This window comes from Paraburkholderia sp. EG286B, assembly GCF_040965655.1.
Lineage (GTDB): Bacteria > Pseudomonadota > Gammaproteobacteria > Burkholderiales > Burkholderiaceae > Paraburkholderia.
Genome location: NZ_JBFRCF010000017.1, coordinates 115,861 through 127,714 on the forward strand (window position 1 = coordinate 115,861; position 11,854 = coordinate 127,714).

11 protein-coding genes are annotated in these 11,854 nt (G+C 64.5%); 4 read left to right on the forward strand and 7 right to left on the reverse strand.

The genetic code is table 11. The annotated features are described in order from the left end of the window. Positions 1-2: 2 nt before the first annotated feature. The 3 genes from AB4Y42_RS30945 (at position 3) to AB4Y42_RS30955 (ending at position 3,108) form a co-directional block, all read left to right on the forward strand. Positions 3-539 carry a nucleoside deaminase gene (locus AB4Y42_RS30945; protein ID WP_368689975.1) on the forward strand — a complete coding sequence of 179 codons (537 nt, stop codon included), beginning with the start codon at positions 3-5 and terminating at the stop codon, positions 537-539. Positions 540-883: 344 nt separating this feature from the next. Next, positions 884-1,651: a ParA family protein gene (locus AB4Y42_RS30950; RefSeq protein WP_368696285.1), complete on the forward strand. Its 768-nt coding sequence runs from the start codon at positions 884-886 to the stop codon at positions 1,649-1,651. Positions 1,652-1,752: 101 nt separating this feature from the next. Next, entirely contained in the window at positions 1,753-3,108 is a 1,356-nt protein-coding gene (locus AB4Y42_RS30955) for a tryptophan leader peptide (protein ID WP_368696286.1), read from the forward strand. 47 nt (positions 3,109-3,155) lie between these two features. On the opposite strand, the gene AB4Y42_RS30960 is transcribed toward AB4Y42_RS30955, so the two are convergent. Beyond that, the gene (locus tag AB4Y42_RS30960; protein ID WP_042270119.1) at positions 3,156-3,917 is read right to left on the reverse strand and encodes an ABC transporter permease; all 762 of its coding nucleotides are present in this window, start codon (positions 3,915-3,917) and stop codon (positions 3,156-3,158) included. After that, positions 3,914-4,912 carry an ABC transporter ATP-binding protein gene (locus tag AB4Y42_RS30965; RefSeq protein WP_368696287.1) on the reverse strand — a complete coding sequence of 333 codons (999 nt, stop codon included), beginning with the start codon at positions 4,910-4,912 and terminating at the stop codon, positions 3,914-3,916. Before AB4Y42_RS30965 ends, AB4Y42_RS30960 begins: the two co-directional genes overlap by 4 nt. A 321-nt stretch (positions 4,913-5,233) precedes the next feature. Between AB4Y42_RS30965 and AB4Y42_RS30970 the strand changes: the two genes are divergently transcribed. Further along, positions 5,234-6,037 (forward strand): transporter substrate-binding domain-containing protein, encoded by an 804-nt coding sequence (locus tag AB4Y42_RS30970; RefSeq protein ID WP_368689978.1) that lies wholly within the window; start codon positions 5,234-5,236, stop codon positions 6,035-6,037. A gap of 70 nt (positions 6,038-6,107) precedes the next feature. Here AB4Y42_RS30970 and AB4Y42_RS30975 read toward each other — a convergent pair whose 3' ends face one another. The 5 genes from AB4Y42_RS30975 to AB4Y42_RS30995 form a co-directional block, all read right to left on the reverse strand. After that, positions 6,108-7,430, reverse strand: a complete 1,323-nt coding sequence (locus AB4Y42_RS30975) for a cytochrome c (RefSeq protein WP_368696288.1) — start codon at positions 7,428-7,430, stop codon at positions 6,108-6,110. A gap of 11 nt (positions 7,431-7,441) precedes the next feature. Then, the gene (locus tag AB4Y42_RS30980) at positions 7,442-9,706 is read right to left on the reverse strand and encodes a molybdopterin cofactor-binding domain-containing protein (protein WP_368696289.1); all 2,265 of its coding nucleotides are present in this window, start codon (positions 9,704-9,706) and stop codon (positions 7,442-7,444) included. 1 nt (position 9,707) lies between these two features. Then, on the reverse strand, positions 9,708-10,163 hold the full coding sequence (locus AB4Y42_RS30985) for a (2Fe-2S)-binding protein (protein ID WP_368689981.1): 456 nt from the start codon (positions 10,161-10,163) through the stop codon (positions 9,708-9,710). Between the two features lie 303 nt (positions 10,164-10,466). Then, positions 10,467-10,841: an amidase family protein gene (locus AB4Y42_RS30990; protein ID WP_368689982.1), complete on the reverse strand. Its 375-nt coding sequence runs from the start codon at positions 10,839-10,841 to the stop codon at positions 10,467-10,469. A gap of 320 nt (positions 10,842-11,161) precedes the next feature. After that, positions 11,162-11,689 (reverse strand): hypothetical protein, encoded by a 528-nt coding sequence (locus AB4Y42_RS30995; RefSeq protein ID WP_368689983.1) that lies wholly within the window; start codon positions 11,687-11,689, stop codon positions 11,162-11,164. Positions 11,690-11,854: the final 165 nt, after the last annotated feature.

Genomic DNA, 11,854 nt, shown 5'->3' on the forward strand with positions numbered 1-11,854 from the left:
CTTTGAGCCTGACCATTTCCCCACAAGAGAACGCTTCTGAATTCCCCGAGCAAGGGCTCGCGCCGACGCGTGAACAGATCGTCCGCCATTTGCGCCACGCAAGCGTGGTCGCAGAACGCGCGACGCAGTTGGGCCATCACCCGTTCGGCGCCATTCTCGTCGGGCCCGATCAGGAATCGGTTCTCATCGAACAGGGCAATGTCGATACCGTCAATCATGCGGAAGCCGTGCTCGCGCGCATTGCCGCGCTCAACTTCACGCCGCAATTCTTGTGGAGTTGCACGCTGTATACGACGGTCGAGCCGTGCTGCATGTGCGCGGGCACGGCCTATTGGGCGAACATCGGGCGCGTGGTGTTCGGCATGACCGAAGAGCGGTTGCTGCAGGCCACGGGCAATCACGCGGAGAACCCGACGATGAGTGTGTCGTCGCGCTATGTTTTCGATCATTGCCAGAAGCGCGTGGACCTGATCGGGCCCGTAGCCGAGGTCGAGGAAGAGGTGATGCAGGTGCAGCGCAAATTTTGGGGACACGCGTGAAGAAAGACTCTGTAATCGCGCGAAATTGCGCTTTAAGTCACCTGACCTATGCTTAACGCACCGGCATCCATTTGAACAGGAGAAACGCAAATGAAAGCTCGGCGCATCTTTGCAGCCCTGTTGGCTGTATCGCTTGTCCTGGCGCTGCCAGCCACCGCGAGTTACGCCTGCGACGGTACGGGTTATAACCAGCCAGGCTCTGGAAAATGAAGCGGCTATGTAATTAGCCGCGTACCTGCGCTTGCCAGGAAAACCGCCGCCAAAAATCTTTTTTGCGGCGCCGCATCGGGTATGCTCATCCCCATCCATCTCATTGATTGAGAGAGAAACAGGGGAGCGAAGACATGCGGCGCGTGGTGTTCAATCAGAAGGGTGGCGTAGGCAAGTCAACGATCGTTTGCAATCTCGCTGCGATCAGCGCGAACGAGGGCCGGCGTACGCTCGTCATCGACCTCGATGCGCAGGCAAATTCGAGCCAGTACCTGCTCGGCGCGGCTTCCGCCGACGCGAAGCCCAACGTCGCCGACTTCTTCGAAACCGCGCTGACGTTCAGCTTCCGGCCGGTCGAGGTCACCTCGTTCATTCATTCGACACCGTTCGAGAATCTCGACGTGATGCCCGCGCATGCCGATCTCGACACGCTGCACGGCAAGCTCGAGTCGCGCTACAAGATCTACAAGCTGCGCGACGCGCTCAAAGAACTCGACATGTACGATGCGATCTACATCGACACGCCGCCTGCGCTGAACTTCTACACGCGCTCGGCGCTGATCGCGGTCGAGCGCTGCCTCATCCCGTTCGATTGCGACGACTTCTCGCGCCGCGCGCTCTATACGCTGCTCGAGAACGTGAAGGAAATTCAGCAGGACCACAATGCCGAGCTCACGGTCGAAGGGATCGTCATCAACCAGTTCCAGCCGCGCGCGAGCCTGCCGCAGCAACTCGTCGACGAACTCGTCGAAGAAGGATTGCCGGTGCTGGCGTCGCGGCTGTCTTCGTCGGTGAAGATTCGCGAATCGCATCAGCAGGCCAAGCCCGTCGTTCACCTCGATCCGGCGCACAAGCTCACGCGCGAATTCGTCGCGCTCCATCAGGAACTGAGCGGGGCCTGAAGAGCAAGCGCGGACATCACCGGTTTACGCCCTCGGCGGAGTGTGCAAGTATCCCTCGCAGCGAGTCGCACCAAGACTCTTGCTCTCTTGCGAGGTGCAGAATGGACTGGAGGTTCTGGAAGACAGAAAAGCGCCAGGAAGAGGCGCGCAACTGGCCCACCAATACGCATGAATCGATACGCCAACTCCTGGGCATGTACCAGGGCGTCGGCACGCCGCCGTTTGCGAACTGGGCCGCGCCCGGCGTCGCATTCACACCCGAAGTCGAATCGATCGCCCAAAATGGGGTCAAGGGCTACCAGCTCGCCCTCTGGTTCTGGCTCTTTGCCGAGAAGCACGGCACCATCGCGGCGAGAATGGCGCGCGAAACGTTCTGCCTGCTGGCCGATGCGGCGCAGCCGTCGTCGGGAGACGCGATCGATGCGCTCCTCGATCAGGAAAACCGCCTCGCGCGTGCCGTCGAGGCGGTTTCCGCCGAGCAGCGCGCGTTCCGCCTCGAAGGCATGAGTGTCGAACTGCCGATGGAATTCTTTCTGGCCACGGGCACGCTCAGGCTCAGACCCGACTCGCCTTATGCGGGCGACGAGGTTGCCTCCCTGCAAGGCAACGACTACAAGCTGGCGGACTGCTTTCGCCACGCCACCGACGAAGCGCTGTCCGTGTTCCGGCCGATGATCCAGGCGGTCGAATTCGACGCGAAGACTTTGCCCAACTGGAAATGGAGCGCCCGGCCGGGCGCGGCCGAGCGGCATCTGCAGCGGCGCTACAGCAATCCGCTCTTTCCGCTGCACCGTCAGATGGTGACGGCGCACGACGTGCATGAGGCGCGTCTCGCCGACAACCTGGCGCTGCAGGATATTCGCAACGAACTCAATGACGTGCGGCGCTCATTCTTCGAAAAGCCCGAGCTGCCGTTGAACTGGCTCGCGTACCTCGAAAGCTACCGGGACGAGGTGGACCGGCTCGATGAACGCCGGCTCGTCGCGGGTGGGCAGAACGCGGCGCTCGGCGAAGCGATCGCGGCGCTGCGCGCCGACGTTCTCGCGCCGTGGCGCGCCGAGATCCAGAAGAATCGCCACAGCCTCGCCACGCTCGAGCAGGACGAAGCGCGCAGGGCCGAACGGCGCGCACTGCTGTACGGCTGCGACTGGACCGCGCAACTGCTCAGTCACGGTTCGCTGATCCCGCCGGACGAAGTCGTTCCCGCCTTGCTTAGCGAATCTCCCGCGGACCTGGAGAAGGCGGTGACCGGCCTGCAGTCGGATCCACGTCTGCACGAAACGCTGGCGCACTGCAGGGCCGTTGCGCATCGGCTCGTGAACGAGCTGCGCGCGGCAGGTCACAACTTCCCCGATATGACCGACAAGCTGCGGATTCTGGACGGCTCGTTCGACGCTCCCCTGAACGGCCAGCACGACCGGCCGCTCGACGGCGCGCCGGGAGAGGTGCCGGCCTGAAATTCGAGGTGGGCACCCGGCTAGTTAGCCAACGTCAGTCGCTAACGTCAGGTCTTCAGCCGGTAGCCCGTCTTGAAGATCCACGCGGTGATCGCGAGGAACAGCGCGAGAAAGGCGGCCGTCATGCCGAGACTCACGCCAACGTCGACATCCGCGAGCCCGTAGAAGCTCCAGCGAAAGCCGCTGATCAGATAGACGATCGGGTTGAACAGCGTGATCACCTTCCACGCCGTCGGCAGCATGTCGACCGAGTAGAAGGCGCCGCCGAGGAAGGTCAGCGGCGTGATGACGAGGAGCGGCACGATTTGCAGCTTCTCGAAGTTGTCCGCCCAGATGCCGATGATGAAACCGAGCAGGCTGAACGTAACCGCGGTGAGCAGCAGGAACAGCGCCATCCATACGGGGTGCTGGATCTGGATCGGCACGAAGAGCGCCGCGGTCGCGAGGATGATGAGCCCGAGCACGACCGACTTGGTCGCCGCCGCGCCGACATAGCTGACCACGATTTCGAGGTAGGACACGGGCGCCGAGAGCAGCTCGTAGATCGTGCCCGTGAAGCGCGGGAAGTAGATGCCGAACGACGCGTTCGAGATGCTCTGCGAGAGCAGCGACAGCATGATCAGGCCCGGCACGATGAACGCGCCGTAGCTGACGCCGTTCACTTCCTTGATGCGCGAACCGATGGCGGAGCCGAATACGATGAAGTAGAGCGAGGTCGAAATGACCGGCGCGACGATGCTCTGCATCAGCGTGCGCCGCGTGCGCGCCATTTCGAACCGGTAGATGGCGCGAATTGCGTAGTGGTTCATCGGGAAGTTACCTGTCCTTTGCCGTCTTCTGCGACCGAAGCTGTAGCAGCGGGCCGTGAAGCGGCCGCCGGGTCCTTATGGACGAGGCTCACGAAGATGTCCTCGAGCGAACTCTGGCTCGTTTTCAGGTCCGTGAAGCCGATGCCGGCCTCGTTCAGGTTCTTGAGCAGCGTTGTGATGATGTCGTTGCGTTCGTTTTCGCTGTCGTAGGTATAGATCAGTTCGGCGCCGCCGTCGGCCAGTTCCAGCCCCCACGCGGCGAGCCCATCCGGAATCGCGCCCAGCGGGGCGTCGAGCTGCAGCGTCAGCTGTTTGCGGCCGAGCTTGCGCATCAGCTCGTCCTTGTGCTCGACGAGCATGATCTTGCCCGCGTTGATGACGCCGATGCGGTCGGCCATCTCCTCCGCCTCGTCGATGTAGTGCGTCGTCAGGATGATCGTCACGCCGTTCGCCTTGAGCCCGCGCACGAGTTCCCACATGTCGCGGCGCAACTCGACGTCCACCCCCGCCGTCGGCTCGTCCAGAAACAGCACTTGCGGCTCGTGCGCGAGCGCCTTCGCGATCAGCACGCGGCGCTTCATGCCGCCCGAGAGCGCCATGATCTTGTTGTTCCGCTTCTCCCACAGCGAGAGGTCGCGCAGCACGCGCTCGACATACGCGGGGTTGGGCGGCTTGCCGAACAGGCCGCGGCTGAACGATACGGTGGCCCAGACCGTTTCGAACGCGTCGGTCGTCAGCTCCTGCGGCACGAGGCCGATCAGCGAGCGCGCGGCGCGGTAGTCGGTGAGGATATCGTGACCGGCCACGCGTACACTGCCTTCGCTCGCATTGACGATGCCGCAGATGATGCTGATCAGCGTCGTCTTGCCCGCGCCATTTGGCCCCAGCAGCGCGAAGATTTCGCCCCGCTGGATGTCCAGATCGATGTTCGTGAGCGCCCGGAGTCCCGATGCGTAGACTTTCGAGAGATTCTCGATGGAGAGGATCGTTTGCATGTGCGTGACATTACCAGAAGCGGGTAAAAGTCACCGGGCGGCCCCACGCGGGACGTTGGAGATCGCCAGGGAAAACCCTCTCATGTCATTCCCATTCGCTGGGAATCGTATCGTTCGGGAAAGGGGCGCGTGGTCTCGGCGGGATCAGCGCTTGTCCAGTTCTGCGCGCCGCCTGGCGCGGGAATGTACTCAGTTGTGCGGGCTACGATCGCGCTGCCGATCGTAGTATTCTCTAGCGACGCGGCCTCGGGGGGCGCAGATGTGCCATCACGAAGCAGTGCAGACATCCACATAATGATCCACATAAAGAGGAGAGGTTGAATGAAGTTGACGAAGCTCCTGTTCACAAGCGCGCTTGCCGTATCGGCACTGGGATTTACCGCCATTTCCGCCCACGCGGAAGATCTGCTGGATTCCGTCAAACAGGCCGGGGTGCTCAAGATCGGTCTGGAAGGCACCTATCCCCCGTTCGATTCCCGTGACAGCAAGGGCGAACTCGTCGGCTTCGACGTCGACGTCGCGAAGGCCGTGGCGGCCAAGCTCGGGGTCAAGCCCGAGTTCATTCCGACCGAGTGGAGCGGCATCATCGCGGCGCTGCAGGCCGGCAAGTTCGACGTGATCGTCAATCAGGTGACCGTTACGCCGCAACGCCAGCAGGCGCTCGACTTCAGCCAGCCGTACACTTACTCGGCCGCGCAGCTGATCCAGCGCTCCGACGACAAACGCGAATTCAAGACGCTCGACGAATTCAAGGGCGACAAGAAGCTCGGCGTGACGCTCGGCACCAACTATGACCAGATGGCGCGCGCCGTGCCCGGCATCAACGTGCAAACCTATCCCGGCGCGCCCGAGAAGCTGCGCGACCTGGCCGCGAAGCGCATCGACGCGACGATGGACGACCGCCTGATGCTGCCGTACATCATCAAGACGTCGAATCTGCCGCTGCGTCCGGGCGCCGTGTTGCCGGGCGCCGATCAGCAAATGGCCATTCCGTTCCGCAAGGGCAATCCGAAGTTCGAGAAGGCGATCAACGACGCGCTCACCTCGCTCAAGCAGGACGGCACGCTCAAGAAGATCTCCATGCAGTGGTTCGGCCAGGACGTGACGCAACCGCTCGCGCACTAACGCTACAGGTGTTCCGTAACACTTGCGCCGGCCGTATTCCTGGCCGGCGCGATCGCTTCTACACCCCTTCCTACCGCGCCGCCTGCGTCCTCGTCCGCAGCTTCGCGACCTCCGCCGCGCCCACTCCGCCTGCCTTGTTGTTCCAGCCCGCACGCACGAACGTGAGCACATCGGCGATCTGCTTGTCGCTTAGGACATCTGCATAAGCGGGCATGGGGTACGGCGCGGGCATGCCCTGGATCACGAGATCGCTGGTGCCGTTGAGCGTGACGTTGATGAGCGACGACGCGTCCTTCTCCAGCACGTTCGGATTGCCCGCGAGCGGCGCGAACATCGGCGCGAAGCCGCGCCCGTCGGCGCCATGGCAATGCATGCAATACGCCGTGTAGACGCGCGCGCCCGCATCGTTCGCCGGGCGCGAGAGCGACACTTTCGTCGCCTGCGGGTCATAGGCGTAGGCCGGTGCGCCGTCGCCGCCCTTCGCCGGCAGCGACTTCAGGTAGACGGCGATCGCGTTGACGTCCGCGTCGTTCATGGCCTGGGTGCTTTTGTTGACCACATCGGTCATCGCGCCGAACGCCGAGGCGTGCTGGTTCGCGCCCGTCTTCAGGAACTGCGCGAGGTCCGCTGCGCTCCAGCGCCCGAGGCCCGTGTTGTGCGCGCCGGTCAGGTTCGAGGCGAACCAGCCGTCGAGCAGGGCGCCCGTGAGCCAGGCATCGCCGCTTTCGTCGAGCGCCTTCTCGTTGAAGCCGATGCCGCGCGGCGTGTGGCACGAGCCGCAATGGCCGAGACCCTGCACGAGATACGCGCCGCGGTTCCATGCCACGTCCTTGCCCGCCTTGTCCTGGTACGCGCCCTTCTCGAGGAAGACGGCGTTCCAGATCTTGAGCGGCCAGCGCATGTTCATCGGCCACTTGATGTCGGCGTCGCGGTTGCTCTGCTTGACCGGCTGCACGCCTTGCATGAAGTACGCGTAAAGCGCGGCGACGTCCTCGTCGCGCACCTTCGCATACGAGGGATAAGGCATCGCCGGATAGAGGTTGTGGCCGTTTTTGGCGACGCCCTCGCGCAGGGCGCGCGCGAAGTCCGCTTGCGTATAGCCGCCAATGCCGGTGTCCGGGTCGGGGGTGATGTTGGTCGAGTAGATGCGGCCGAGCGGCGTGTTCATCGGCAGGCCGCCCGCGAACGGCTTGCCGTGCGGCGCCGTGTGGCACGCTGCGCAGTCGCCCACGGCGGCGAGGTAGGCGCCGTGCTGGATCGTGGCGGCGTCGGCGGCGCCCGCCGCGAGGGCGGGGCGCGCGCTCACGCACGCGAATGCCGCGAGCGCGAGTGCTGCGCCGGCAGCGCGGCGCAGGCCGCGGGCTCGTTGGGATGCGTCGATCGTGTTCGTCATGGTTCGCTCCCTCAAGCCGAGTGCGCGGACGCGCCCGCGTTCACGAGCTGGCGGCCCACTGGCAAGTGGCGCAGACGCTTTCCGGTCGCCGCATAGATCGCATTCGCCACGGCCGGTATGACCGCCGAGGTGCCGGGCTCGCCGATCCCGCCGGGCGCTTCGGCGCTCTTCACGAGATGCACTTCGATCGCCGGCATCTGGTCGATGCGCATGATCCGGTAGTCGGTGAAATTGGTTTGCGTGACGCGTCCGCGCTCGATCGTGATCTCGCCCCACAGCGCGGCCGTGATGCCGAACACGATGCCGCCCTGGATCTGCGCCTCGATGGTTTCGGGATTCACGGCCATGCCGCAATCCACGGCGCACACCACGCGGTTCACGCGCACCTCGCCGTCGTCCACGGTGACGTCCGCGACCATGCTGAGGAAGCTGCCGAACGCGTGCATCACCGCAACGCCGCGCCCCTGGCCCTTCAGCATGGGTGGTCCCCAGTTCGCGGCGCGCGTGGCCACGTCGAGCACATTGAGCGCGCGCGGCGATTTGCCGAGCAGGTTGCGGCGGTAGGTGACCGGATCGGTTTTCGCGGCCACCGCGAGTTCGTCGATGAAGCTCTCCACCACGAACGTGCCGCGCGTGGGCCCCACGCCGCGCCAGAACGCGGTGGGCACCGCGTGCGGCTCCTGGCGCACGTATTCGATCAACTGGTTCGGCAGGTCGTAGGGCAGATCGGCGGCGACTTCCACGGCGTCGGGATCGACGCCGTGCTGGAACGCGGGGGGCGCAAAGCGCGCCATGATCGAGGAGCCCGCGATGCGGTGCTGCCAGGCGACGGGCTTGCCGTTCGCGTCGAGCCCGGCCGAGAGACGATCGTAGTAATACGGCCGGTACATGTCGTGCTGGATATCTTCTTCGCGCGTATAGAAGACCTTGACCGGCACGTCGAGCTGTTTGGCGATCTTGACGGCCTGGGTAATGAAATCGGTTTCGAGCCGCCGCCCGAAGCCGCCGCCAAGCAGGTGATTGTGCAGCGTGACCTGCTCGGGCTTCAGACCCGTGACGGCCACGGCCGCATCCACGGCGCGCGTGGGCACCTGGCTGCCCACCCAGATTTCGCAGCTATCGGGCTGCACGTGGACCGTGCAGTTGACCGGCTCCATCGTTGCGTGCGCAAGGAACGGCTGCTGATAGACGGCGTCGATGCGCGTTTTGGCGCCGCCGAATCCGTGCTGCACGTCGCCATCCTTGCGCGCGACGGCGCCCTCGCGTTGCGAGGCGCTCGCGAGATCGGCGACGATCTGCTGCATCGACACGTTGGCGCCCGCGCCTTCGTTCCACTCGACGACGAGCGCCGCGGCGCCCCGTTTCGCGGCCCACGTGTGCGCGCCGACTACGGCCACGGCGTTGTCGATCTTCACGACCTGCGTGACGCCGGGCACCTGCTTCGCGTGCGTGTCGTCGACCTTCGCGAGCGTGCCGCCGAACACGGGACAGTTCACGATGGCCGCGTAGACCATGTCGGGCAGGCGCACGTCGAGGCCGAAAAGCGCCGAACCGTCCACCTTCTCGGGCGAGTCGAGACGCTTCGTGGGCTTGCCGACCAGTGTGAAGTCTTTCGGGTCCTTGAGCGCCACCTTCTGCGGCACGGGCAGATGGGCGGCCGCATCGACGAGCTGGCCATAGGCGATGCGCCGGCCGCTCGCGTCGTGCAGCACCTCGCCCGCTTTGGCGTGGCAGGTGGCCGGATCGACTTGCCACTGTTGCGCCGCCGCCTGGATCAGAACGGTGCGCGCGGCCGCGCCCGCTTCGCGCATGGGCTGCCAGGCAAAGCGAATCGACGTCGAGCCGCCCGTGAGCTGGCCGCCCAGCAGCGGGTCGGTGAAGAGCTTCGCATTGGGCGGCGCGTGATCGATCGTGACGCTATCGAGCGGCACTTCGAGTTCTTCCGCGATCAGCATCGGAATCGAGGTGTACACGCCTTGCCCCATCTCCACCTTCGGGACGATCAGCGTGACCTTGCCCGAGCGGTCGATCTGCACGAACGCGTTCGGCTCGAACACGCCGTCTTGCGGGGCTTCGTTGCCGTCGCCGCCAACGACCGACTGACGCGTCTGGCTGTCGCCCTGCGCGCCGGCGGAAAAGCTGATGCCGAGCAGCAGGCCGCCGGCCGCCGCTGCGCCGAGCTTGAGAAACGTGCGGCGCGAGAGTGGGCCACTCATGGAGACATGCTGCTTGCGTTCCGGCGCGCCGTTTTGCGCATCGAGGAGACCCTGTGACATGTCAGGCCTCCTTCGCGGCTTGCTTGATGGCGGCGCGAATCCGCGCATAGGTGCCACAGCGGCAGATGTTGCCCGCCATGGCGGCGTCGATATCGGCGTCGCTCGGATTCGGATTCGCGGCGATGAGCGCTGTCGCCGACATCACCTGTCCCGATTGACAGTAGCCGCACTGCACGACGTCGATCTCGCGCCAGGCCTTCTGCACCTTCTGTCCGGCGGGGGTGGCGCCGATCGCCTCGATGGTGGTGATCCGGCGGCCCGCCACGGCCGCGACGGGCAGTACGCACGAGCGCGCCGCCTCGCCGTCGAGATGCACCGTGCAAGCGCCGCACTGTGCAATGCCACAGCCGAACTTCGTGCCGGTGAGGCCGACGATGTCGCGCAGGACCCAGAGCAGCGGCATGTCGGGCGGCGCGTCGACCGTATGAGTTTCTCCGTTGATGGTTAGCGTCGTCATGGAGCGGCTCTCCGAGAGTAGGGATTTGTCGTTCTCGATCGTGCAATCGAAGCGTCCGCGCGCCGGCTGTTCTGCCTGGGTTGCCTAATGAGCAAGCCAAAGCGCAGGCCCGTGGGCACGGCCTTTCGATAACCGCACGAGTGTAGCGCCGCCGTTAAATACGTGCAGAAAACGGCTCGGGTGGCTTTACTGATGGCTGGCGAACAAAACGACGCTGCCATATTGTGATTTGCAATCACTTCTGTACCAGCTGGTGATGTGGATCGCCTTGCTCTGGACAGGCACTTGCCCTTCGGGTCGTGCTCACTCCGACCGGCGGCCCGCCCACAGCATCGGTCGACGACTGGCCCGCGGCCGGGCCCGCTCGAGTTGGCCGGCGAGTCGCAGCAAGGTGTCTTCCCGGCCGAATCCCGCTGCGAACTGCATGCCGATTGGCAAAGCGGTAGCGGGATGCGTTTCAAGCGGTACGGGCATGGCGGGAACGCCGGCGACGTTGAAGGGCGGCGTGAACGGAGAATGCCGAAAGACCCGCTGCGTCCACGCGATCCCGTTCATCGATTCGGCGCCGGCGCCATAGGCGCCGATAGCGGGCGGCATCTGCGGCAGCGTCGCCGGCCCGTTCGAGCTGCGGCCGCGCGTTGGTTTGAGCCCGAACAGTCCATTGCAGGAGGCGGGCACGCGAATGGAGCCCGCGGCATCCGTCGCATGGGCGAGCGGGACTGGCGATGGCCGCGAGCATGGCATCGGAAGTCGCAGCGGGGCGTCTGTGCAAGGTGCTACCCGAATGGATCGGTCCACAGCAGGATCTCAATGCTCTTTTTCCGAAGGAGCGGACGCCGTCGCGGAAACTGCGTGCGTTCCTGGACTACCTGAAGGCTCAATTGCGCTTTACGCATGCGACTTGATCGAACACGGGTATCACCGTCCGCGCGCTGCATGATTCGCCGGGCCAACGGCATCGAGTAGCGACAGTCGGAGTCAGATCGTGCCTCGGTAGGCTAAGGTTCGAGCGGCATACGGCGTCGGCGCTTTTCGACTACTTGCGCCGAGGATTTCGCCGCAGTTTCAGCTCGCCGACATAACGCGTCGAGGGTTTTGGAGCGCATCGCCCAGATTTCGCAGAAGACGCCGAAAGCCTTCTGCATTGAATCGAGCGTTGCGACAGCGGCGGACTCCTGGATGCGGCGACGCCGGAGCTGGCTGATGAGCGTTTGCTGCCTGGCGAGGGATACCGCGCTTCGGGCGACGGTGCTGCGGGCAAGCCGCTCGCATTTCCACGCCTGCAGCAACGCCGGTACGTCAGGCACCTGTTCGTAGAGCCAGTACTGACACACCGCAGCATGCGACGCGAAATCGACGCCGCGATCACGCAAGATTTCCATCCAGCCGAGCACCTGAAATACCGGGATACGGGTTCCCCCGGGTCCCCACAGCGTTGAGAGCAGAAAGTGATCCGCCTGCGCTGGTGCGCCCACCAGAAGCACCTCAGGTTCCATGACATCAGGCAGAAATGCGTCCGTGACCATGTTTGCCCGCGTTGCGCAACGTTGAGCGTCCATTGTGTCCGAAAAAGTGAGCCGTGGTAAATTCCCCCACGATTCACGAAGGCCTGGCAGGCCGACGCTCACTGCGCGGGCTCCCCTGCTTGCGGGCGTTTCGTCCGGGACGGCGATGGGGCGCAGAAAGCAGGC